22 protein-coding genes and 1 riboswitch are annotated in these 23,240 nt (G+C 37.5%); of the genes, 19 read left to right on the top strand and 3 right to left on the bottom strand.

Translation table 11 applies throughout. The features are described from left to right. On the top strand, window positions 1-489 hold a 489-nt coding region (locus ACSVDA_RS23065; protein ID WP_485886521.1), incomplete at its 5' end, for an HAD-IC family P-type ATPase. Between the two features lie 498 nt (window positions 490-987). Next, window positions 988-2,484: a Vps62-related protein gene (locus ACSVDA_RS23060; RefSeq protein WP_485886519.1), complete on the top strand. Its 1,497-nt coding sequence runs from the start codon at window positions 988-990 to the stop codon at window positions 2,482-2,484. A 211-nt stretch (window positions 2,485-2,695) separates the two neighbouring features. On the opposite strand, the gene ACSVDA_RS23055 is transcribed toward ACSVDA_RS23060, so the two are convergent. The 3 genes from ACSVDA_RS23055 to ACSVDA_RS23045 all read right to left on the bottom strand — a co-directional run bounded on the left by ACSVDA_RS23055 (window position 2,696) and on the right by ACSVDA_RS23045 (window position 6,305). Further along, window positions 2,696-3,262 (bottom strand): histidine phosphatase family protein, encoded by a 567-nt coding sequence (locus ACSVDA_RS23055; RefSeq protein ID WP_485886517.1) that lies wholly within the window; start codon window positions 3,260-3,262, stop codon window positions 2,696-2,698. A 403-nt stretch (window positions 3,263-3,665) separates the two neighbouring features. Then, complete coding sequence (locus ACSVDA_RS23050; RefSeq protein ID WP_485886515.1) at window positions 3,666-4,958, bottom strand: MFS transporter; 1,293 nt, start codon at window positions 4,956-4,958, stop codon at window positions 3,666-3,668. Between the two features lie 99 nt (window positions 4,959-5,057). Next, window positions 5,058-6,305, bottom strand: a complete 1,248-nt coding sequence (locus ACSVDA_RS23045) for a MerR family transcriptional regulator (protein ID WP_485886513.1) — start codon at window positions 6,303-6,305, stop codon at window positions 5,058-5,060. Between the two features lie 150 nt (window positions 6,306-6,455). After that, window positions 6,456-6,655, top strand: a riboswitch (cobalamin riboswitch). 228 nt (window positions 6,656-6,883) lie between these two features. Here ACSVDA_RS23045 and ACSVDA_RS23040 point away from each other — a divergent pair. The 17 genes from ACSVDA_RS23040 to cobA all read left to right on the top strand — a co-directional run bounded on the left by ACSVDA_RS23040 (window position 6,884) and on the right by cobA (window position 22,982). Then, window positions 6,884-7,654 carry an energy-coupling factor ABC transporter permease gene (locus ACSVDA_RS23040; protein WP_485886511.1) on the top strand — a complete coding sequence of 257 codons (771 nt, stop codon included), beginning with the start codon at window positions 6,884-6,886 and terminating at the stop codon, window positions 7,652-7,654. A 258-nt stretch (window positions 7,655-7,912) separates the two neighbouring features. Beyond that, window positions 7,913-8,218 (top strand): energy-coupling factor ABC transporter substrate-binding protein, encoded by a 306-nt coding sequence (locus tag ACSVDA_RS23035; protein ID WP_485886509.1) that lies wholly within the window; start codon window positions 7,913-7,915, stop codon window positions 8,216-8,218. Next, entirely contained in the window at window positions 8,205-8,981 is a 777-nt protein-coding gene (cbiQ, locus tag ACSVDA_RS23030; protein ID WP_485886507.1) for a cobalt ECF transporter T component CbiQ, read from the top strand. Before ACSVDA_RS23035 ends, cbiQ begins: the two co-directional genes overlap by 14 nt. 15 nt (window positions 8,982-8,996) lie before the next feature. Beyond that, window positions 8,997-9,830 carry an energy-coupling factor ABC transporter ATP-binding protein gene (locus ACSVDA_RS23025; protein ID WP_485886505.1) on the top strand — a complete coding sequence of 278 codons (834 nt, stop codon included), beginning with the start codon at window positions 8,997-8,999 and terminating at the stop codon, window positions 9,828-9,830. A gap of 34 nt (window positions 9,831-9,864) precedes the next feature. Further along, window positions 9,865-10,245, top strand: coding sequence for a (2Fe-2S) ferredoxin domain-containing protein (locus ACSVDA_RS23020; protein ID WP_485886503.1), 381 nt, complete (start codon window positions 9,865-9,867; stop codon window positions 10,243-10,245). 20 nt (window positions 10,246-10,265) lie between these two features. Then, on the top strand, window positions 10,266-11,855 hold the full coding sequence (gene cobJ, locus ACSVDA_RS23015; protein WP_485886501.1) for a precorrin-3B C(17)-methyltransferase: 1,590 nt from the start codon (window positions 10,266-10,268) through the stop codon (window positions 11,853-11,855). 14 nt (window positions 11,856-11,869) lie between these two features. Beyond that, window positions 11,870-12,754: a sirohydrochlorin chelatase gene (locus ACSVDA_RS23010; protein WP_485886499.1), complete on the top strand. Its 885-nt coding sequence runs from the start codon at window positions 11,870-11,872 to the stop codon at window positions 12,752-12,754. Continuing rightward, a complete protein-coding gene (gene cobK, locus ACSVDA_RS23005) occupies window positions 12,751-13,524 on the top strand; it encodes a precorrin-6A reductase (RefSeq protein ID WP_485886497.1) in 774 nt (257 codons plus the stop codon). Before ACSVDA_RS23010 ends, cobK begins: the two co-directional genes overlap by 4 nt. A 13-nt stretch (window positions 13,525-13,537) precedes the next feature. After that, the gene (locus ACSVDA_RS23000) at window positions 13,538-14,185 is read left to right on the top strand and encodes a precorrin-8X methylmutase (protein WP_485886495.1); all 648 of its coding nucleotides are present in this window, start codon (window positions 13,538-13,540) and stop codon (window positions 14,183-14,185) included. A 2-nt stretch (window positions 14,186-14,187) separates the two neighbouring features. Beyond that, window positions 14,188-15,300, top strand: coding sequence for a cobalt-precorrin-5B (C(1))-methyltransferase (locus tag ACSVDA_RS22995; protein ID WP_485886493.1), 1,113 nt, complete (start codon window positions 14,188-14,190; stop codon window positions 15,298-15,300). After that, window positions 15,284-16,501: a precorrin-6y C5,15-methyltransferase (decarboxylating) subunit CbiE gene (gene cbiE, locus ACSVDA_RS22990; protein WP_485886491.1), complete on the top strand. Its 1,218-nt coding sequence runs from the start codon at window positions 15,284-15,286 to the stop codon at window positions 16,499-16,501. The genes ACSVDA_RS22995 and cbiE overlap by 17 nt, the downstream gene beginning before the upstream one ends. Window positions 16,502-16,508: 7 nt before the next feature. Continuing rightward, window positions 16,509-17,210, top strand: coding sequence for a precorrin-2 C(20)-methyltransferase (gene cobI / locus ACSVDA_RS22985; RefSeq protein WP_485886489.1), 702 nt, complete (start codon window positions 16,509-16,511; stop codon window positions 17,208-17,210). Continuing rightward, on the top strand, window positions 17,207-17,980 hold the full coding sequence (gene cobM, locus ACSVDA_RS22980; RefSeq protein ID WP_214484389.1) for a precorrin-4 C(11)-methyltransferase: 774 nt from the start codon (window positions 17,207-17,209) through the stop codon (window positions 17,978-17,980). The genes cobI and cobM overlap by 4 nt, the downstream gene beginning before the upstream one ends. Continuing rightward, entirely contained in the window at window positions 17,977-19,101 is a 1,125-nt protein-coding gene (locus ACSVDA_RS22975) for a cobalt-precorrin 5A hydrolase (RefSeq protein WP_485886487.1), read from the top strand. Before cobM ends, ACSVDA_RS22975 begins: the two co-directional genes overlap by 4 nt. Window positions 19,102-19,344: 243 nt before the next feature. Continuing rightward, complete coding sequence (locus tag ACSVDA_RS22970; RefSeq protein ID WP_485886485.1) at window positions 19,345-20,715, top strand: cobyrinic acid a,c-diamide synthase CobB; 1,371 nt, start codon at window positions 19,345-19,347, stop codon at window positions 20,713-20,715. A 336-nt stretch (window positions 20,716-21,051) separates the two neighbouring features. Continuing rightward, the gene (gene cobT, locus ACSVDA_RS22965) at window positions 21,052-22,095 is read left to right on the top strand and encodes a nicotinate-nucleotide--dimethylbenzimidazole phosphoribosyltransferase (protein WP_485886483.1); all 1,044 of its coding nucleotides are present in this window, start codon (window positions 21,052-21,054) and stop codon (window positions 22,093-22,095) included. Window positions 22,096-22,226: 131 nt separating this feature from the next. Beyond that, on the top strand, window positions 22,227-22,982 hold the full coding sequence (gene cobA, locus ACSVDA_RS22960; protein WP_485886481.1) for a uroporphyrinogen-III C-methyltransferase: 756 nt from the start codon (window positions 22,227-22,229) through the stop codon (window positions 22,980-22,982). Window positions 22,983-23,240 lie beyond the last annotated feature (258 nt).

The following is a 23,240-nucleotide window of genomic DNA, read 5'->3' as shown; positions in this document are numbered from 1 at the left end:
TCACAAGGTATTGAAGTATATATGATGACAGGAGACAACGAAAGAACGGCACAAGCTATCGCTTCACAGGTAGGGATTCAACATGTATTTGCAGAGGTACTTCCTGAAGAAAAAGCAAATCATGTGAAGGAACTGCAGAAACAAGGGAAGAAAGTTGCCATGGTTGGTGATGGAATTAATGATGCACCAGCTCTAGCAACAGCAGATGTCGGTATTGCCATCGGTACTGGGACAGATGTTGCCATTGAAGCAGCCGATATAACCCTAATGGGTGGAGAACTAACGTTAATTCCGAAAGCAATCGACCTTAGTAGAAAAACGATGAGAAACATTCGTCAAAATCTATTTTGGGCACTAGCTTATAATTCAGCAGGTATTCCAATTGCAGCCATCGGCTTATTAGCACCTTGGGTAGCTGGAGCAGCTATGGCATTTAGTTCAGTATCAGTTGTGACAAACTCACTTCGCTTGAAGAGAGTCAAAATCTAACGGTTTATGTGGAGATTCTGTTTAGTAATTTATTGATGAGATTTTTAGCGTTATCCAATAAGATTCTATGTTGTTACTAAACTATGTTCACATTATATCTAGTGTCGTGCATCTTTCCTACCTTAAAGTACGAGGCTTGGATAAAACCATAATAACAACAAAGTTTAAGAAAGAAGCTTTAATTAAAGAAATCCTAGTTATGAAGCTACCGCTACCTACCAATAATCAATAATATTGTAACCTCGTCATCGCTAATGACGAGGTTTATTGTGTTAGTCAAAAATATAATAGGAAAAATAAATATGTTGATTTACAACTATTAAAAAGCTCGAATGGCGAAGGAATATTCAGAAAATACTGTCGAAATAGGGCGATACATGTCATTCTGTAAGTTTGATAAAAGATAAAATTCTTGTAGTATACAAGAAACTAGAATTGCTAGCGATCATAGTCAATAGCATGGTCTAGGAAAATATTTGAAAAGGGAGTGGAAGTGAAATGGTCAATAAGAGTAAAAAAAACTTCATTGTTATGTTAATTGTTCTACTGTTCTCTCCTTTTATAACCTTGAATACTGCCAATGCAGCAGAATCTGATCAATACCTTAAGATGGACGCTAGTATCTTTGTTAGAATGGGTAACTTACAAACAGCAAAAGCGTATGTCCAAGTTCTAGAATATGAAGATTATATAGGTTTAAACTACCGCTTTTTTTATCCATATAATGGTAGTATAGGAGGGCTAGGTATTATTCCAAGTGGTGCTCATGCTGGTGACTGGGAAGGGGTAAAGATACTGGTTAATAAAGACACAAGCGAAATTGAAAGTATACTTCCTTCAGCTCATGATAATGAACATGATTGGACTGACTCATCTAAGTTTGAATTTCAAAATGGTCCTACTCACCCTGTTATATATTCTGCTGAGCAAAGTCATGCTAACTATTGGACTGAAGGGAAGCATAGTAGATTAAGTGGGTTTGGAAATGATTATACAAATAGAGGACATAAATGGGATATCGCTGACGATAACTTTATTATTTTCAATCAACAAAATACACCATGGATGGATTTTAAAGGAAGATGGGGTGAAAGTGGAACGTCTGATGCCGTGGATCTCTGCAATCTTTCGTGCCCAGATAGTCCAAAAGGGCCAGGAGTGTCAAAAGGGTGGTTTAGGGATGTGACAGGTGCAAGTCATAATAATGATATTACGGACTTAGGAGTGAATCCAGAAAAATTACAAAAAGCAGAAGAATATGCTGAAAAATACGCTCCTACAGTTTATTTGCATAGTAATGAACTATACTTTCCTTCAACAGTAGAATGGCTTCTTCCTCAAGTGCAATTGAAAGAAAACGGAGAAGTACTATTGGACAAAGGACAAGTTACACCATGGACTATCGTCGGCAAAGAACCACCTGCAGCAATGATTACGGATTTATCTCATACTACTAGTATGATGAAGCTGAATTTTGCAGTAAGCATAAGCGGTGGCGATACTGTGACCTTAAGACGTGAAAAGTTATATGAAGATGGGATATGGCGTTATACTGATTATGACGTGACTGGTAAATCAACTTGGGAAAGAGAATCTGTATGGGATACGCAATACAGAATGAAACTAACGATTACAAATTCAGTGGATAATGAGAAATATGCTTCCCCTTGGAGCTATTATCTAATGCCAAAACCAGTTGAAATTAAGGGGATCTATAGTAGCGGTAATCTAATGATTGTTGATTTACTCGCAAATGTTGACGATGTAGGTGGCCCAGAGTATGTTTATTTACGACGTGAGAAGTTATATCCAAATGGACAATGGGGTTACACGGATTATAAACTTTTAAACCCGACTGATTGGAATGATGTTTGGACAAAAGAAGCGGATTTTGACACAGAATATCGAGTTAAAATGCTTGTTAAATGGGGGATAACTCAAGACCAAATTACTTATGAATCAGACTATGTTTACTTTACAATGCCTTCAGAATAAGTTCATACTAAGTAAAGAGCGTAAAGAGGCTTGGACATAAGTTGAAAAATTACTGATTTTTATACATTACGCAAAAATAAAGCCGCATGAAATCAAGGTTTATAAATTGATTTCGTGCGGTTTCTTCATTTTAATTGGGCTTTCCCCCAGCCTCTTTCATCTCTTTTGATACAACGGGTGAAGCAGCGAGTCTACTTAATGATGGATCCTGTTAATGATTTTGAGAACTCCACAATCTATAGACATCTACTAACTCATGTCCATCAAAGGATAATTTATAAATATCTGGCATGGTGAGTTGTTTCCAAAAGGCAAAATCGAATTGTGGGTCAAAGTAATTCATGATTAATACCATAATATTGCCATGTGTACCGACGACTATATTTTTACCTTCATATTTTGATAATATCTCTTTAGTTATCTTTACACCTCGTGCCTGAGCAGTTATATTTGATTCCCCACCTTTGAATGAAAGCTGCTTATTTTCCCAAACGGCTGTTATAGCCTGTAGGAAGTTTTCAACTGGTCCGTCAGACAATAATCTCTCCTTAAAGTCGTCTTTTAGTACTATCTCCATATCTCTATGCTGAGCAATACCGTCAACTGTTTGTATCGCTCTTTTGAAAGGGCTAGATATGACGATATCAATTTTTTCGTCTTTAAGAATAGATGTTACGTTAGTTGCGTCATATAGACCTTGTTTAGACAGAGGCCTACCTAATTCATCAGGTGTATAAGTAGAATGAGCATGGCGCACAAAAAATAAGTTTGTTTTCATATAATCACCTTCATTTAAATTTGATATTGTTTTTTTCCACAGATCGTTTCTTTTCTTACTAAGATATAAAAGTGGATAAAGCAGTTAGTTTCACATTTTCTTCTTCTAAGCTATAACAATCATATCCTACATATCAGTTACTCGAATTTAAGTGAAATAAAGCAACAAAGATAACAAAAGGCTGTTTTAGTATACTTTGCTGTTATATCAATATTTTTAAGAAGAAAAGATGCACCGAAGCTTGAGTTGTTCTCATGTATATTTATTAATAGGAAAAACAATCGAAAACAGCCTAACAAAAAGTGCCTATTAAATTCGCATTCCTTGCTAAATGCAAATTGTTATTACTTAGCAGATATGCAGTAACTTAATCGCATACAGCTTCAAAACTTTTTTAACTATATTAAGGTGCTTCCGCATTTTGTGTATGGTGTCTCAACGATATTGATCTTATTTCTTTCGTGAAATACATATATAAACTTATGCTTAACAGTGTTGATCCTCCGACTAATGGTAGCCAATAAGGTGAGATGATGTTTAGTAGTGTTCCTGACAGTATCATAGCGATCGGTACAACGGTCTTAACAATAGTTAAGCCAGTACTTATAACTCTCCCTCTTAACTGGTCAGGAACCGTTTGTTGAATAAACGTCATGATAGGGATATCGACAAATGATGAAGAAATCCCAAAGCCTATATTTAATACACAGTAAAATATTGTGTAAAAAATAGGGTGATAAGTTTGGTTAAAGAGCAATGGTCCACTAATGAGGATTGTTAAACTGGAGATGATCATAGTCATAAGTATTAAAAACTTATGATAATGTAACTTTGAAATAAATTTTCCAATGAAAATAGATCCAATTAGCATACCAATTGGAAATGCCGCTTCAATGATTCCGAATGCAGTAGAATGAAGTTTTAAAACATTTGTAATAATAAACGGAACTGGAATGGTTGATGATAAAGTAATAAAAAAGTTAACAAGTATTGACAGAACGATAATGCCTCGTAATTTTTTTTGAGAAATAATATAGGAAAAACCTTCCTTTAACTCTATGAAAAAGTGGTCTTTTTCTTTGTTAGGAGAATTTTTTTCGTTGAATCGGAAATTAATAAAGCACTCACTTATACTTGAAATGATAAAGGAGATAGCATTTATTAATATAAAGGTTTTTATATTAACAAAAGCAAATACCATTCCTCCTATAATTGGTCCTAAAGTAAAAGAAATTGAAAAAATCATTCTTGTGATCGCGTTGATCTTCATTAAGTTATTTTCATGAACAATATTCGGTTTAGATGATTCAATGCTCACACTAGCAAATGTACTGAAAACATTTAAAATAAATGTAATTGCATAAATCCAATATAAATGGAGCTCATGGAGACTAATTACATATAAAACAAGAAGCACCACGCCACTTAATACATCACTAAAAACTAGTATGAATTTACGGTTCAGACGGTCTGTAATAACTCCAGCTACAGGTCCTAAAATAATGGTCGGTATAATAGATAATATTAAGTTTGTTGCAAATGAAAGCCCCGAACCTGTTACTGTCAAAACATATAAACTGATAGCAAATGAGTAAACGAAAGATCCAAATAACGAGACAATGCTTCCAAATGAAAGTAAGATCAAATTTTTTACATCAGATTTTGGATCAAACACTTGACTTAATTTATTCCTCAATATTTCCCCCTCCTTTATAGTAATCTTAATTCATCGGGAAAGGGCAATAGCAAGGTAGGATTTACGTTTTTTTTACGATGAAATTTACAAAAGGTCGGGTTAACCCAACCTTTTTCCATAATAAAGATAAGTATACATCTTCTCGCCATCTAGTAATTGCAATTCATACTTTCCAGGGGATTGATCAACTGGAATAGAGACCATATCGTCGACAAGGTCATAGCGTAAAGTTTTTAATTTTTCTTTGATGTTATTAAGTTGAAAGTTTTGTCTATAAGACGGTTTGATTTCATTTTTTATATGATAGTTTTCATACGTCAAATATGCACCGATTAAATTACTTTCTTCTTTTAAATAAAGCTGTACTTCCTCTATTAAAAAGTTTTCATGTTGAAAGCTATGCTCTGAACTGCCTGTATCAATTAAAAAATCGACTGCTTCTTTTTTTAATGGAATATGTAGGAAATCAGAACAAATAAATAAGATATTTTTCTGTTCTTCATAAGTTTCTAAAATACTTTTTAATACGTAATGTCGTTGGTAATCATGATCAACCGCAATATAGAGGCAATCTTTAGGCAAGGAGTTATATATATGCCTTAATGAGAAACCAATTCCGGTACCAAGATGGAGCAATATTTTATGCGTTAATTGTTCAAAATTAACCCTTTTATAAAACCAGTCAACAGCCTGATATAGGTGATCTAAATATTTTTCATCTGTTTCCTTAATGTAATCTGATATAAAATAGTTGAATTCATTCATCATATGACTTGGACTTTTAACGTGGTAAGCATGATGAATGGTTTGTGGGGTGAAGAGAATTCCGTCTTTAATAAAGTGTTGATGCTCACAGTTACATTGAAGAACACCATGTAAGATTTGATTGTTAACGATGTCTCCATTTTTAATGCTTAAAGCAGCGCTGCATTTTTTACATTCTAAAAGTGGGAGCACTGATAAGCTCATACCCATTTTAAGCTGTTTAGGTTTATTCGTTGTATTTAAATGGGTAAGTTCATTTTGCAAATTTTGTCTCGTTTCTTCGTATTCGACTATTTTATGTTCTATCGTATGTAGCTTTTCTACAAAAATCTCTTTGTAAAATTCGTTATTTTCTAGTGCGGATAATTTACCAAGTCTTTTATATTGAAAGATTGTTTTTATTTCACTTAACGAAAAGCCGAGGTTTTTTAAGTAAATAATATCCTTTACATCTCTGTGACACTGTTCATCAAATTGATACTGTCCGGATGTTTTCTCAGGTGTTATTAAGCCAAGGTCTATGTAGTGTCTAGTTGTATTTATGCTTATTTTATTTTCTTTAGAAAATTGTCCTATTTTCATAGTTAGTCACCTTAACTTTGTTTTATTAGAAATCAAATTAATATTTATTATATTATACACGTACTATTAGGAATTTCCTTTCACAAATATACATGATATGAAAAAAGCTAGACTCATAATTTAATTTAGAATATACTGAATTATAACAACTGAATGATGAAATAAACAGGTGTTGTGCATAAGTAAAAGCTGTGTACAACTTAAAAGGGAAGTTCGGTGTAAAGCCGACGCGGTTCCCGCCACTGTAAGTCTGAGCAACCTGCATATGTGTCACTGTTTCGTAAAGAAATGGGAAGGCGCAGGAAGTGTTGAAGATAAGTCAGGAGACCTGCCTGTTTAAGTAACACGATTGTAACCTACGGGAATATAGGGAGGTGTTGTTAAGAATTAGTATGTAAACATATAGTTAATACTGACTTTTTCTGAGCACTCGATCCTTTATGGTTTGAGTGCTCTTTTTATTTTACATAAAGGCTCTTTCGGAATCTTCTAATTTTGTGTAGTAACCACGAGCAATATTCGTGTGTATCAATATATTTGGAATCAGCCTTTATAAACATGGGGGAGAGCTTTCACTGATGAAAAGAAAACATGCTTGGCTATTCGTAACAATTATTATTGGTTTGACTAGTTATTTTTGGCTGAATTCATTTCGGCCAGTATATGCGATGCACATAATGGAGGGCTTTCTGCCGGTTGGGTGGGCTATTTTTTGGTGGGTTTTAACGATTCCATTTTTGGCTGTTGGGATGTACTCCATCCGAAAAAAAGTGAAAGAAAACCCCGAGGTGAAGACGATGCTTGGGCTATCAGGGGCGTTTGCATTTGTGTTGTCAGCATTAAAAATCCCTTCTGTAACTGGAAGTAGTTCACATCCGACTGGTGTTGGGCTAGGTACTGTACTTTTTGGTCCAACAGTCATGAGTGTATTAGGGACGATTGTATTAATGTTTCAATCATTATTGCTAGCTCATGGCGGTATCACAACACTCGGTGCAAATGCATTTTCAATGGCTGTTGTAGGACCAATGGTTACATATTTTGTATTTAAAGCAGGTTTGAGAGTGAATTTCTCTTTTGCAGTCTCAGTTTTTTTAGCAGCCATGTTAGGAGATCTAAGTACTTATACTGTGACAGCTTTTCAGTTGGCTCTGGCATTTCCGACTGAGGTTGGAGGAGTTGTAGCATCTTTTATCAAATTTGGTGGGATTTTCTCTTTCACACAAATTCCTTTAGCAGTGAGTGAGGGACTATTAACAGTAGTAGTTATGAACTTGCTTGCAAAATACAATGTTCGAGAATTACAGCTATTAAATGTTCCAGTTAGTATGAGTTCAAAAAAAGCTTAGAACAACAAGGTAGTATTTTGAGCAAAAAGAGAAGTAACTCAATTAGTTATGCTACAGCTATTTTTCCAGTTTTTAGGATTCTGATCGTATATGATTTTTTTCACTTACATTTGAGTATCTGATGTGTATGAAATAATTTTCTTAGTTTTTAGCGAAGAAAAGATGCCCTGAACTAGTTATATTCTTGTTTAGCTTTTATTACGAAAAGTAACAATTAATGCGAAAACAGCTATTTGAAACAAGGAGGTATGTTAATTAATGAAAAATCTGATTTTAATAGTGTTGGTCATCTTGTTGGCTATTGTTCCTTTAGTACTACAGCAGGATGCTGAATTTGGTGGGGCAGATGGACAAGCTGAAGAAGCGATTGGTGAAATAGCACCTAATTATGAGCCTTGGTTCAACGTATTATGGGAGCCACCAAGCGGTGAGATAGAAAGCTTGCTATTTTCCTTACAAGCGGCCATAGGTGCAATTATAATCGGCTATGTTATCGGCTATGGTAGAGCAAGAAAAAAATTCTCCACTGAATCTTCTAGTGAGGTGAAGCATGCTTCGGATTGACCAGCTTGCTTATTTGAATCAGCTAAGACATGTTCACCCTATTGAGAAAGCAGTTTTCACATTTTTATTTTTGTTTTTCTGTCTTATTACAAAAAGTGAAGTCATTGCTGTTATAACTTTGTTAATCATGAGCATGGCAATAGTTTTTGGTGCGAAAATCTCAGTACGTGATTATATAAAGCTACTTTTATTACCATCATTTTTTTTGCTTTCAAGTATTATACCTATTCTTATTTCGGTTGCACCGTATGACTACAAAGTAATTAATTCTTTATGGTCAATGACTTTTGGTACGTGGCAGTTGTATATATCTACACATAATATATCAATCGTCACAAGCTTATTTTTTACCGTTTTATCAACTGTAAGTTGCATGTATTTCTTAATATTATCTACGCCGCTTCATGATATTTTATGGCTTCTACAGAAAATGAAACTGCCAACACTATTTATTGAACTCGTTGCATTCACATATAGATTTATTTTTGTACTCTTAGATAAAGCTCAAGAAGTCTATATCGCACAAGCTTCTAGACTTGGCTATCAACATTACCGTCTATCAATTTATTCTTTAGGTCAGCTAGTAGTAGGAGTGTTTGTAAAGTCTATGAAGTACGCAAAAGAACTACAAATAGCTGTAGATACACGTGGTGGACAAGATGGTAATTATGAAATTGAAAGCAGCTATAAATATCATCCACTGAACTGGGGGATCGTAGCGATATCAATGCTGACGCTTACATTCGTAGCATCAGCTATGTAAAAGGAGTTCTGTTTAATGAGTACACCAATTATAGAGCTTGAAAACATTACATACCAATATCCTGATGGGACTGATGCTATAAACAATATTTCTCTATCTATTGAACAAGGAAAGAAAATTGCTTTGTTAGGAAATAACGGGGCTGGAAAGTCAACATTGTTTTTACATTTCAATGGGATTTTACAACCGACGAGTGGTTCCATCTGTTTTCAAGGTGAAACGTTACGGTACAAGCGCAAAGAGATAAAGAGATTACGTCAACAGGTAGGGATTGTATATCAGGATTCTGACTCTCAATTATTCTCATCTAGTGTTTATCAAGATATAAAATATGGACCTAAAAATATGGGGCTTTCTGAGAGCGAAGTGGAGCTAGCTGTGGACAAGGCAATGATGTTAACAGAGACGACTGCATTAAAAGAAAAGCCACCTCATTTTTTAAGCATTGGTCAAAAAAAACGAGTGGCCATTGCGGGAATAGTCGCCATGGAGCCGAAACTCATGGTATTAGATGAACCGACAGCAGGACTAGATCCATACTATGCTAAGAAAATTATGAATGTATTACATGATATTCAAACAGAGAACAAAACAATGATTGTGTCTACACATGATGTGAATTTAGCTTATGAATGGGCTGATGAGATCATTGTAATGAATGAAGGGAGCATCATAGCTCAAGACAAACCTAATCAAGTATTTCGAGACGATGCGATTTTACAAAAAAGTCACTTAGAGAAACCGTGGATCATTGATGTCTTCGAACAGTTAAGAGTGAAAGATCGATTTAATTCATGTACCATTCCAAAAACAAAAAATGAAATAATGAAGCTTTTAGCAGAAATATAGAACTTTATATCTTTATTGAAGGGGGAGGATGAAATTGACGACATGGAATTTACAAGGGACGAAACACCACGTGTTGATATGTAATGGTTCAAGCTGCATGAGAAAAGGTGGTGAAGAAGCTACAGTAGCTATTCGTGAAGAAATTGAAAGACTAGGTCTCGATTCAACTGTACATACGACAAGAACGAGGTGTAATGGTAGATGTAAGGATGCGTGTGTAGCAATCGTCTATCCAGAGGGTACGTGGTACGAGAAAGTTACACCAGAACTAGGTCGCCAGATTGTTTCCGAACACCTTTCACAAGGACAGCCCCTTACACATGCGATGAGCTATACAACAACAAATACGGGGATGCAGTTACAAGGTGATCGTCCACTTGGGATTTCGAAAGAAAAAGCAGTGGTAAAAAAGTAAATGAATAAGGAGGGGTTAGCTTGAAGGGAAAATTACTCATTGTCGGTTTCGGGCCAGGTAGTGAAGGCCATATTACTAACAGGGCCAAGGAAGCCATCGCTGAAAGTGATTGTATTATTGGTTATAAAACATATGTAGATCTCATTTCAGATCTTATAACAGATCAAGAAATAGTAAGCACAGGCATGTCAGAAGAAGTAAGTCGTGCACAAGCAGCGGTTAAGTTAGCGGAAGAAGGAAAATATGTAGCTGTGATTTCAAGCGGAGATGCTGGAGTATATGGCATGGCTGGCTTAGTATACGAGGTGTTAATTGAAAAAGGGTGGTCAGAACTTGAGGGAGTTAAGGTAGAGGTTGTTCCAGGGATTTCTGCAATTAATTCATGCGCTTCATTGTTAGGTGCTCCTGTTATGCATGATGCTTGTACGATTAGCTTAAGTGATCATTTGACTCCTTGGGAGCTTATCGAAAGAAGAATTGAAGCAGCCGGTCAGGCTGATTTCGTCATCGCCCTCTACAATCCAAAGAGTGGGAAGCGAACGAGACAAATTGTTGAAGCGCAACAAATTCTATTAAAATATCGTTCTCCAGACACACCAGTTGGTTTAGTAAAAAGTGCATATAGAGATCGACAGCATGTCGTTATGACGACCTTACAGGATATGCTTGATCACGATATTGGTATGTTAACAACTGTGATTATTGGGAATTCCACTACGTTTATGTATGATAACAAAATGATTACGCCAAGAGGTTATCAAAGAAAATACACATTGCAAACACAAGAGCAGAGATTGAAACCACATGAACGACTAAAAAGAGAGAACGAGCCTTGGGCATTGCACGGAGGTAAGGAAGAGTCTCCTTCAGCTTTAGATATGGCAAATAAGGCAATTGCTATGGTTGATCAAGACAAAGGGGTAACGAATGAGAGGTCAACATATGTAGGAACAAATATTGAGTCAATTTTTGAAGTAGCTGTCAGTCCAGGTGTCGTTAACAAAAAGTTTACGCCGCAGCAAATGCTTGTTCTTGCAGATGTTGTTGGTGATAAAGGAACGATGGAGTATACAATTAATCACCAGATTTTACTTCATATTCCTACTTCAAGCCCTGAAACAGTCACAAATAAACTAACGGATGTTGGCTTTTTACTTGCACCGGTTGGTGATGTAGCGACTATGAAGGCATGTGATTTTTGTGATGGAGAGAAATTTGACTCCATACCGCAGGCTGAGGAAATACAAGCATTAATAGGTGGTTTAGATGTTCCAAAGGAGCTTCATATCGGTTTTAACGGCTGTGCGATGGCTTGCTATGGTGCAGTGAATGATGATATTGGCATCGTATTTCGTAAAGGCAAATTCGACCTCTTTCTCGGGGCGAAAACCGTTGGTAGAACTGCTCATGCTGGACAGCTAGTCGCAGAAGGGATTGAACCTGAAAGTCTGGTTCCATTAATACAAAATATCGTAGGAGAGTATAAGGAGAAGGGGCATCCGAACGAGCGCTTTCATAAATATTATAAACGTGTAAAGGAAATACAGGGTTACCAGTATAAAGATGTGTCACCAAATCTATCAATTGAACCGGTACCGTGTGCTGATTAAAAGGAGGATTATCAATGAAGGCAGTGTTATTTGTTGGTCATGGAAGTAGAGATCCAGAAGGAAATGAACAAGTATTAAAGTTTATAGAAAATATGAAACCTAGTATAGATGATAGTTTATTAGTAGAAGCGTGTTTTTTAGAGTTTGAGTTACCAAATATACTTCAAGGGCTGGAAGCTTGTGTGAACAAAGGGGCGTCGCAAATTGTTGTCATTCCAATAATGCTACTTCCTGCGGGCCATTCAAAGATTCATATTCCTGCAGCAATTGATGAGGCAAAAGAGAAGTATCCTCATATTGATTTTTCATACGGTAGGCCGATAGGTGTTCATGATTTAGCACTAGACATCTGTACTAATAGACTAGTAGAGGCTGGAGAGAAGATAGATGATCCTAAAGAGCATACAGCAGTAATTTTGTTAGGTCGAGGAGGAAGCGACCCTGATGCGAATAGTGATTTATATAAAATTACAAGACTGCTATGGGAGCGCCTCAAATATAAGATTGTTGAACCTGCTTTTATGGGCGTCACTGATCCTCTTATTCGTGAGAGTATTGAGCGATGTATGAAGCTAGGAGCCAAAAGAGTAGTTGTTGTACCATACTTTTTATTTACAGGTATATTAATTAAACGTCTTGAGCGGTTGATGGCAGATTTTCAAACAGAATTCCCATCAGTAGAATTTGTGTTAGCAGAATATTTTGGGTTTCATCCAAAACTCGAATTGATTTTGCATGACCGCATAGCTGAGGCGCTAAAAGATGAAGTTAAGATGAATTGTGATACGTGTCTGTATCGTTTAGAGGCGATGGAACATATTGATCATCACCATCATCACGATCATGACCACGGTCATCACCACCATCATCATGATGTGAAGACGGAGCATGTTAAATGATTCTATGTTTAGCAGGTACAAGTGACGCGAGAGAACTTGCGATAACTTTGAAGAATGGGGGATACTCCCTGCTTACAACGGTCGTCACAGATAGTGCAGCGATAGAGCTAAGAAAAGCTGGACTTCCTATAAAGGTCGGGAGATTAAATGTAGAAGAGATGGTAGAAGTTATTCAACTACAAAATATTGAAACGATTGTGGATGCTAGTCATCCCTTTGCGGAGGAAGCATCTAGGAACGCTATACAAGCAGCTAGAGCTGCACATATTCCGTATATAAGGTATGAGAGGCAGCAAGAGCATGTTAAGCGCGAAAAAGTCATCACAGTCGAGAGCTATGAACAAGCAGCTGAGGTTGCTGCTAGCAAGGGTGGCGTGATTATGCTCACGACGGGGAGTAAAACATTACAAGTTTTTTCTCAAAAGCTATTAAATTTACCAAACACTCGCTTGATTGCTAGAATGCTACCGCGCAAAGATAATATGGAAAAGTGTGAGCAGCTTGGTATTCCTCAGAAGAATATTGTCGCCATTCAAGGTCCGTTCACGAAAGAGTTTGATATAGCGCTTTACAAACAATACGGTGTTACATTGATGATTACGAAAGAGAGTGGAAAGGTTGGGTCTGTTGATGAAAAGCTAGCTGCAGCTGCTGAGCTAGACATAGAAACAATCGTGATCAAACGACCAAGCATTGAGTACGGCCTTACTTTTTCATCTTTTGATGAAGTATTAAGGCAACTAAAAGAAATGGAAGTGCAGAACATATAAGGAGGACGATTTAATGGATTTTCGCACTGAATTTAAACCGGAAACTGTTCAGCCACAGCAAATCGAAGGAAGAAGCTTTGAAATGATCGATGAGGAGGTAGGGGAGCACCCGTTTTCCGAAGAGCAATACCCTATCGTTCAACGTGTCATTCATGCTTCGGCTGACTTTGAACTAGGGAAAAGTCTTGTGTTTCATAAAGATGCTATTGGAGCAGGTATTCAAGCCATTCTGAGCGGTAAGAAAATTGTTGCTGATGTACAAATGGTACAAGTGGGTATTAGCAAGCCGCGCGTGGAAAAATATGGCTGCGATATTAACGTATATATATCAGATGCTGACGTGATGGAAGAAGCGAAAAGGCTTAACACAACACGGGCAATTATTTCTATGCGCAAAGCAATTAAAGAAGCTGACGGAGGCATTTATGCCATTGGAAATGCGCCAACAGCGCTATTAGAGCTTATTCGCCTAATAAAAGAAGGCGAGGCGAAACCAGGGTTAATTATCGGTTTACCAGTAGGTTTTGTTTCAGCTGCTGAATCAAAGGAGGAGCTGGCTAAGTTGGATGTTCCATTTATTACGAACATAGGTCGGAAAGGTGGAAGTACCGTAACAGTTGCAGCATTAAACGCAATTTCAATTCTTGCTGATAGAGGATAAGTATGAAAGACCAGAAACAGTCTACGGAAAAAAAATTACGACAAGGTTATACGACTGGATCGTGTGCTACAGCAGCTACGAAAGCAGCACTCACAGCATTAATTACGAAGGAAGAGCAAACTGATGCAACGATTTATCTTCCGGTCGGAAAGTTTGTTACCTTCCAAATGGAGCATTGTGATTTTCATGAGGATGGCGTAACTGTTGGTGTGATTAAGGATGCTGGTGATGATCCAGATGCAACTCATGGTGCCTTAATACAAGCAACAGTGAGCTGGAAAGATACCGCTGGCATTGAGTTGGACGGTGGAGTAGGTGTTGGTAGAGCAACAAAACCAGGGTTACCTATCGAAGTTGGAGAAGCGGCAATTAACCCTGTTCCAAGAAAAATGATTCGATCCACAGCTGAAGAAGTGTTAACCCAATTTCACATTCATCAAGGAATAAAGGTCGTTATTTCGGTACCTGATGGAGTTGATATTGCCAAAAAAACACTTAATGGAAGACTTGGAATTTTAGGTGGTATTTCTATTTTAGGTACAAGAGGGATCGTTGTACCGTTTTCTACTGCTGCTTATAAAGCGAGTATCGTACAAGCGATAAAAGTAGCTCGTGCAAGCGATTGTGAGCATGTTGCAATTACAACAGGTGGGCGTAGTGAAAAATATGCGATGCAACAGCTTCCTAATTTATCAGATGAGGCTTTTATTGAAATGGGTGATTTTGTCGGCTTTACCCTAAAGCAGTGTAAGCGTCTAGGGATTAAGAAGATCTCTATGGTTGGCATGATGGGAAAATTCTCAAAAGTCGCCCAAGGAGTGATGATGGTTCATTCGAAAAGTGCACCTGTCGATTTTGGCTTTTTAGCACAAGTTGCATCCGAGGTGGGTGTGAAAGGGGATTTAATTGAGGAAATTGAACAGGCAAACACCGCTTCACAAGTTGGGGATATGATGGTCACGAATGGGTTTCATAGTTTTTTTGAAGTTCTTTGTAATTATTGCTGTCAGCAAGCTCTTCAGGAAATGGCCGGTGGAGTAGATGTCGATACAACTTTGTATACATTAAAGGGTGATCTGTTAGGAAGGGCGGAATGCTATGACGAGAGCGATTAAGATGATTGGTATAGGGGATGAAGGGAAACAAAGTCTCCTATCTATATATGAACAATGGATTTATGAAAGTGAAGTGCTTGTTGGAGGAGAAAGGCAGCTCGCTTTTTTTCCTGATTACTGTGGAGAAAAGGTAGTGATTAAGGGAGGGTTACGTTCAATTGTTGAACGCCTTGAAAGTGAATCGAGACGTATCGTCGTACTCGCCTCGGGTGATCCGTTATTTTATGGTATTGGCAGTTATTTGGCAAAGAAACTTCAGCTAGAAATTTATCCATATGTTAGTTCAGTGCAGCTTGCTTTTGCCAGAATGGGTGAGAGCTGGCAGGATGCATATATAACTAGCTTACATGGAAGAAAGATGCAAGGTCTAGCACAAAAAATAGACGGCAAAGACAAAGTAGCTATTTTGACAGATGAAACAAATACGCCTTCAGCTATAGCTACGTACCTACTTTTTTACAACATGGTAGAGTATCGTGCTTTTGTAGCTGAAAACTTAGGTGGAGAGTCGGAAAGGTGTGGCTGGTATGATCTTCATGAGCTCCATGACATCGTGGACAATGTTTTTTCACCTCTTAATATTGTCATTCTGAAAAAGGTGGCAGAAAGCCCCGCTTGGAGCTTAGGAATTAATGATAATGAGTTTGCCCAACGAAAGCCCGAAAAAGGGTTAATTACGAAAAAGGAAATCAGAACGCTAAGTGTAAGTGCACTACAGCTTAAACTCGATAGTGTCGTTTGGGATATTGGGACTTGTACTGGGTCAGTTGCTATCGAAGCGGCGAGAATTGCTCGAGAAGGGCAAGTGTTTGCGCTTGAGAAAAATGAAGCTGATATTGAAAATTGTTTGTTGAATATACGTAAATTCCGTACAGATATAACAGTAGTAAATGCAAAAGCACCTGATGGCCTCGATTCTTTCCCTGACCCTGACGCTGTTTTTATTGGAGGGACAGCTGGTGGCATGCGTAACATTTTGCGAATTTGTTGTAACAAATTAAGAGAAGATGGAAGAATTGTGCTTAATGCTGTGACAATTGAGAACTTATCAGAAGCAAATGCCTTGTTTGACGAATATGGCTTTCATACTGAAATTATTTTGGCACAAGTCTCAAGGAGCAAACCGATTTTGAACTTAACAAGATTCGACGCATTAAATCCAATATATATTATTACAGCTACAAAGAAGAAAGGGGCTTAAAGCTTATATGACTGGAACATTATACGGACTAGGAGTAGGGCCAGGTGACCCTGAGCTGATTACGGTAAAAGCTTTTCGTACTTTGCAGGAATCGCCAGTAATTGCTTATCCAAAGAAACGCAAAGGAAGTAAAAGCTATGCTCATCAAATTATCGATGTGTATGTGAATCCGAACGAAAAGGAAATGCTTGGGTTAGTGTTTCCTATGACAAAGGATAAGAGCATTTTAGAGCGTGAATGGAATTTAACAGCGGAAAAGGTATGGGAAAAGCTCCAACAAGGAAAAGACGTCGCTTTTGTAACAGAAGGAGATCCGCTTTTATACAGCACTTTCATTCAAATGTTGAATGTGATGAAGAATCGATATCCAGATGTAAAAGTTCATACGGTACCTGGTATCTCATCAATTAATGGTGCAGCTTCTAGGCTAGGTATTCCATTAGCTGAAGGAGATGATCATGTTGCAATCATCCCTGCTAGAGATGATTATGAAGCGATGAAAAAAGTGATTGAAGAAAATGATTGTGTCATATTTATAAAGGTTGCAAAAGTGATAGACCTTATGATTAACGTGTTAAAGGAACTTCAACTGTTAGATAAAGCTTCAGTGGTCACGAAGGTAACTTCAAATGAAGAAATTATTTGGAATGTAGAAGAACTCGAAGGTGTAGATCTTGAGTATTTAACGCTAATGGTGGTGAGAAAATGAAGCTATATATCGTTGGAGCAGGACCTGGTGCAAGTGATTTAATAACTGTCAGAGGCTTAAGGCTACTTCAAGAGGCAGATGTTGTTTTGTATGCTGATTCGCTAGTTAGTGAAGAGTTAATAAAGGAATCGAAGCCTACAGCAGAAGTGCTCAAAACAGCTGGTATGCATTTAGAAGAAATGGTAGATATCATGGTAAGCAGGTTGAAACAAGGAAAAAAAGTAGTAAGGGTTCACACAGGAGATCCAGCCGTTTACGGAGCGATAATGGAACAAATTTCACTTCTAAAAAGTGAGGGAGTGGAAATAGAAATCGTTCCTGGTGTAAGCTCTGTTTTTGCAGCTGCTGCTGAATTAGGTGCCGAGTTGACAATACCGGATTTAACACAAACGGTTATTTTAACTAGGGCAGAAGGGAGGACACCTGTACCTGACCGTGAAAAATTACAAGATTTAGCTCGCCATCATTGTACGATTGCCTTCTTTTTAAGCGCAACATTAACGAAAAAGGTTATAAATGAACTACTAGAGGCTGGCTGGAGCAAAGCAACACCTGTTGCTGTAGTATATAAAGCAACATGGCCTGATCAAAAGATTGTTCGATCAACGCTGGAGCATCTTGATGAAGATATGAAAAAAAATGGTATAAGAAAACAAGCGATGATTTTAGCAGGCTGGGCGCTTGATGAGCATATACATGAAAAAGATTATCGATCAAAGCTATATGACAAAGAATTTTTCCACGGATTTCGCCCGGGGGTGAAATCGTGATTTTGACGTTAGCGGAGGACAAGCTTCCAGTTATTAAGCACAAGAATACATATGCTGTTGTTGCTATAACAAAGCATGGGGTTGACCTTGCTAGACAGCTCGCTTCTTCATTCTCAAATACGGATGTTTACTATATGAGTAAATTTGCAAAAGGGGACGAGGAACAAAAAAACATTCAAATGTTTCAAGGAAGTGTAAGGTTGCTTCTTCCCTCACTATTTCAAGCTTATCAAGGGATTATCATGATTATTTCATTAGGTGCTGTCGTACGAATGATTGCCCCACTATTGAAGGATAAAAAAACAGACCCCGGTGTTGTTGTCATCGATGATAAGGGTGAGCACGTGATCAGTGTTTTATCAGGTCATTTAGGTGGTGCAAATGAATTAACGAAAGAGGTAGCTGCTGTGCTTCAAGCTACACCAGTGATTACTACAGCTTCAGATGTTCAGCAAACAATCCCAGTTGACTTATTTGGAAAGCGGTTTGGTTGGCAGTGGGAATCAGCAGAAAAGCTCACACCTGTAAGTGCTTCAGTCGTAAACGAAGAACAAGTAGCAGTTGTGCAAGAATCAGGTGAAAAGAATTGGTGGAACTACGACAAGTCCATACCTAATCATATTTCTATTTATTCGGACATAGCTCAAGCCTTAGCGAGCAATCCTGCAGCAGCCCTTGTCATCACCCATCGGCTGCTCACAACTAAAGAGCAGGCAATTTTGGAAAATGGCGTATTGTATCGCCCTAAAGTTGTTGTTTTAGGGATGGGATGTAATCGGGGGACTAGCCATGATGAAATAGAGCAAGTCATAGATGATACATTAGTAGAATTACAGATTTCAAAAAAAAGTGTCAAAGCAATTGCCACAATTGATTTAAAAAAAGATGAAGTAGGCTTATTGGAGGTAACTGAAAAGAACCATTGGGATTTTACCTATTATACAGCGGAGCAGCTGAATAATGTATCAATCGAACAGCCATCAAATACAGTATTTAAATATACTGGCGCATACGGCGTTAGTGAACCAGCAGCGAAGCTGTATAGCGGAGCCGAGGAGCTACTATTAGTAAAGAAAAAATCAGGAAATGTGACGATATCAGTCGCAGTTATTCCACATTAATTAATATGATGGCTAGTAATCTCGTTTTCCTAGCTTGTGAGTATAATCATTAGGTTAAGACAGTATAATCAAGAGTTCGGACAGAAAATAAAGTTACTTGGACAGTAAAATAAGAAGTTGAGACAGTAAACAGATTTATTTGGACAGTAAAGTAAGAAGTTATCTACTTCCACAGTTGCTCACAGAACGTGGGCAAAGTGTGGAATCGGGGCGCATTTGCATTTCTTATAAGGAGGCTACAAAATGAGCAAAAGATTTGTAATTGCTGGAACGGGAAGTGGAGTTGGTAAAACGACATTAACGATTGGTTTGATGGCTGCCTTTCAGCAAAGAGGATTGAATGTACAAGGTTTTAAGTGTGGACCAGATTACATCGATCCTACGTATCATACCGCTGTCACAGGCAGACCATCAAGAAATTTAGATAGTTGGATGCTTTCTCATGAAGTCGTTCGTGAAATATTCAGTCGTGGGAGTGATGACGCTGATATCTCAATTATTGAAGGTGTGATGGGTTTTTACGATGGCAAAAATCCACAAACGAATGCAGGAAGTACGGCAGAAATTAGTGTGATTACAAATACACCAGTTATACTAGTTGTCAATTGTGCGAGTATGGCTAGAAGTGCGGCAGCTATTGTGAAAGGTTTTCAAGTCCTTTCTCCGGAGCCGAATATTGTAGGTATTATTGCGAATAGAGTAGGTAGCGAAGGTCATTATAAACTTGTGAAAACGGCGATAGAGCAAGAGTGTCATATTCCAGTGGTTGGCTATTTAAAAAGAGAGGATAATATTGAAATTCCAGAGAGACATTTAGGGTTAGTGCCGTCCATAGAAAGGGGTGAGCTGGATCATTTTTTCGCAGCCTTAGGAAATCTTGTGTCAGAGACAATAGACCTTGATCTACTGTATGAGCTTGCTGAATCAAAAGGAATTGATCATCACCCGACTGGATTATTTGATATACAACATACCCAAAGTGTTAAGATTGCCGTTGCGAAGGATGAAGCTTTTAATTTTTATTATGAAGAAAATTTAGATATTTTAAAAGCCTATGGAGCTGAGCTCGTCTTTTTTTCTCCGTTGAGAGGTGACCAATTACCTAAAGGGGTTTCTGGTTTATACATTGGAGGAGGCTTTCCTGAAGAATTTGCCAAGCAATTATCAGAACAAGCTGCAGTCAAAGATTCGATCAAACGTGCGATAACTAGTGGGATACCAACATTAGCAGAATGTGGTGGATTTATGTTTTTAACAGAAACGATAGAATCTACAGAAGATGAGCGTTTTGAGATGGTCGGTATTATCCCTGGGAAAGTAAAAATGCAGCAAAAGCTTGCTGCACTTGGCTATCGTGAAATAAGTGGTGCACCAGGTAATTACCTATTACCAAATCACTTACATGCTAAAGGCCATGAGTTTCATTACTCGACCTTTTCATCGGCCACTAATGTACAATATGCTTATGAAACAAAGGGGATGCGAGGGGTGAAAAAGGAAGGCTTTATGAATAGTAATGTTGTAGCAGGCTATATTCATTTTCACTTCGCTTCATGTCCAGAAATGGTTCAAAATTGGGTGACTAAATGTCGACAGTGGAAGAAAAATAATTAGCCATTGTTATGGGGAAATAAGAAACGTTAATTATGTGAAAGAAATCACAAAAAATTAATACAAGCCTATTTTTGGATAGATTGAGGTTTGTAGTACAAGGTGTAACTCTCATTTAGCAATTCAAATTTGATAAGGTAGTTTTCGCATGAATTGTTGTTTTTCGTACTTTATTTAACATTAAGACGTATACACTTTATCCTTTGTGGTTTCATTTGTTGTTATATAATGGTATCAACTAATTAAAAATCATTTATTGTTATTCTAATTTTGTCACAATAGCAACAAAGCTTATAAAAAGAGCTTTACATATAAACAATTCAAGGAGGTTTCATTATTATGTCTATTCATGTGACGATTCCACCATTAGCGAAGCAAAAAGGAACAGAAGTAAGTAGGTATGTTGATACATTAACAAAACCTCAAGGTAGCCTTGGTAGATTAGAAGAAATAGCGATTGCACTTGCTGAAATGACGGGAGAATCTTTTCCAACGGTAATGCCACCTGGTGTGATCGTCTTTGCAGCAGACCACGGGATTGCCAAGGAGGGTGTATCTGCGTTTCCTCAAGAAGTAACATCTCAAATGGTTTACAATTTTCTAACAGGCGGAGCGGCTATAAATGTTTTTAGTAGACAAATAGAAGCTAAGTTTAAAATCATAGATATAGGAGTAGCAAATGATATTGATGGTGAAGGATTAGTAAATAGAAAAATAAAGTATGGCACAGCAAATTTCCTACAGCAGGATGCAATGAGTTATACAGAAGCTGAGCAAGCTGTCAAGGTTGGTTATGAAGAAGCTGAGAAGTTTATAAAGGATGGGGTAAAATGTCTCATCTTAGGTGAAATGGGTATAGGAAATACGACAACAAGCAGTGCAATATTGGCTGTATTAACAGATGAGAATGTAACTGAAATTGTCGGTCATGGTACGGGTATTTCAGATGATGGGAAAATTAAAAAAATTGAGGCAATTAAGCAAGGAATAGTAAAACGAAATCCAAATTCAACTGAAGTATATGATATACTGTCTAAAATAGGTGGATTAGAGATTGCTGGAATGACTGGTGCAATGCTTGCAGCTGCTCATTATCGGGTTCCAATTCTAGTTGATGGCTTTATTTGTACCATTGCAGCATGTCTTGCTAAAGTAATTGATCCTGCAGTTGTGGATTATATGATAGTTGGACACCAATCGGTTGAGCCTGGACACAAAATTGCAATAGAGTTTTTAGGAAAAAAACCTTTGGTAAATCTTGGACTTCGATTAGGTGAAGGAAGTGGAGCAGCAGTTGCATTTCCAATCGTAAAATCTGCCACACTAATGTTGAAAGACATGGCCACCTTTACTCAAGCAGGTGTGTCTAATAAAGAAGAGTAAAGCGTACTCTTTAAAGAATGACAATGGGGAGTCATGTGGAGATCTGCTGCACATGAATGTAAGGTTCCACACAAGATGAGGTGTGAGTCTTAACCCCTTTATACAATATTTAAGATAAAGGGGAGACATCTATGAAAAAGGGAAAAGTGTATATAGTAGGAGCTGGTCCAGGAGACCCTAAACTTATTACTTTACGTGGATTAGAGTGTATTCAAGAGGCAGATGTGATTGCTTATGATCGCCTAATTAGTAATGAGCTTTTAAAGCATGCAAAAGATGGAGCGGAATTGATTTTTTGTGGCAAGCTTCCAGGCAAGCATGAACTAATTCAAGAGCAAATAAATGAGCTTCTCGTTGAAAAAGCACTTGAAGGGCAAGTTGTAACTCGTTTGAAAGGCGGAGATCCTTTCGTCTTTGGAAGGGGTGGAGAAGAGGCAGAAGTATTAGCCACAAATGACATTCCTTACGAGGTTGTTCCAGGGATTACATCTGGTATTGCGGCACCTGCTTATGCTGGAATTCCTGTTACTCACAGAGATCATGCATCATCATTTGCGATTGTAACTGGCCATGGTCGAGAAAGCAAAGGACAAGACATGATTAACTGGCAGGCGCTTGCTCAAGGAATTGATACGATTGCATTTTATATGGGTGTAGGTAATCTTAAACATATTTGTACACAATTAATAAATAACGGGAAAGACCCTTCAACACCGGTTGCCATGATTGAATGGGGCACAACAGCGGAACAAAGAACAGTAACTGGAGAATTACATTCGATTTTTGAAATCTCTCAAAAAGAGAATATTACCCACCCAGCTGTTGTACTCGTTGGTAATGTCGTTGGTATGAGAGAAAAAATTAAGTGGTTTGAAGCTATTAAATAATAGTGTTGTCTGCAGTCACTAGCTTTGTATATAGCTTTTTGTGGATGCAGTAATAAACACAAATTTTCTTATTTAGTTAGAAGCCCCATAAACAGTCGTTTATGGGGTTTCGTATGTTCATTAAAAAAGTTTTAAGTTATTTTAGGTTCTATAATAAATGTTGGGGTTTATACACAATTTGAGTGCATAAAAAAGAGCACGATATCACCCATTCTTTTATACTTGAGTTGTCGAGAAACAAGTATGAAATGGGGATAC

Origin of the sequence: Cytobacillus sp. Hm23 (assembly GCF_051842895.1) — a bacterium.
GTDB lineage: Bacteria > Bacillota > Bacilli > Bacillales > SM2101 > Nanhaiella.
The sequence above is the reverse complement of the archived record's forward strand: the minus strand, read 5'-3'. Positions and strand labels throughout refer to the sequence as shown.

What these genes read in the sequence shown, in the direction of transcription:
- ACSVDA_RS23000 (WP_485886495.1), top strand. Translation starts at nt 13,538, where the DNA reads ATGGATTTTCGCACTGAATTTAAACCGGAAACTGTTCAGCCACAGCAA.
- cbiQ (WP_485886507.1), top strand. Translation starts at nt 8,205, where the DNA reads ATGCTTCGGATTGACCAGCTTGCTTATTTGAATCAGCTAAGACATGTT.
- cobA (WP_485886481.1), top strand. Translation starts at nt 22,227, where the DNA reads ATGAAAAAGGGAAAAGTGTATATAGTAGGAGCTGGTCCAGGAGACCCT.
- ACSVDA_RS23035 (WP_485886509.1), top strand. Translation starts at nt 7,913, where the DNA reads ATGAAAAATCTGATTTTAATAGTGTTGGTCATCTTGTTGGCTATTGTT.
- cobK (WP_485886497.1), top strand. Translation starts at nt 12,751, where the DNA reads ATGATTCTATGTTTAGCAGGTACAAGTGACGCGAGAGAACTTGCGATA.
- ACSVDA_RS23025 (WP_485886505.1), top strand. Translation starts at nt 8,997, where the DNA reads ATGAGTACACCAATTATAGAGCTTGAAAACATTACATACCAATATCCT.
- ACSVDA_RS23055 (WP_485886517.1), bottom strand. Translation starts at nt 3,262, where the DNA reads ATGAAAACAAACTTATTTTTTGTGCGCCATGCTCATTCTACTTATACA.
- cobM (WP_214484389.1), top strand. Translation starts at nt 17,207, where the DNA reads ATGAAGCTATATATCGTTGGAGCAGGACCTGGTGCAAGTGATTTAATA.
- ACSVDA_RS22995 (WP_485886493.1), top strand. Translation starts at nt 14,188, where the DNA reads ATGAAAGACCAGAAACAGTCTACGGAAAAAAAATTACGACAAGGTTAT.
- cobT (WP_485886483.1), top strand. Translation starts at nt 21,052, where the DNA reads ATGTCTATTCATGTGACGATTCCACCATTAGCGAAGCAAAAAGGAACA.
- ACSVDA_RS23040 (WP_485886511.1), top strand. Translation starts at nt 6,884, where the DNA reads ATGAAAAGAAAACATGCTTGGCTATTCGTAACAATTATTATTGGTTTG.
- ACSVDA_RS23060 (WP_485886519.1), top strand. Translation starts at nt 988, where the DNA reads ATGGTCAATAAGAGTAAAAAAAACTTCATTGTTATGTTAATTGTTCTA.
- ACSVDA_RS23045 (WP_485886513.1), bottom strand. Translation starts at nt 6,305, where the DNA reads ATGAAAATAGGACAATTTTCTAAAGAAAATAAAATAAGCATAAATACA.
- ACSVDA_RS22970 (WP_485886485.1), top strand. Translation starts at nt 19,345, where the DNA reads ATGAGCAAAAGATTTGTAATTGCTGGAACGGGAAGTGGAGTTGGTAAA.
- cbiE (WP_485886491.1), top strand. Translation starts at nt 15,284, where the DNA reads ATGACGAGAGCGATTAAGATGATTGGTATAGGGGATGAAGGGAAACAA.
- cobI (WP_485886489.1), top strand. Translation starts at nt 16,509, where the DNA reads ATGACTGGAACATTATACGGACTAGGAGTAGGGCCAGGTGACCCTGAG.
- ACSVDA_RS23010 (WP_485886499.1), top strand. Translation starts at nt 11,870, where the DNA reads ATGAAGGCAGTGTTATTTGTTGGTCATGGAAGTAGAGATCCAGAAGGA.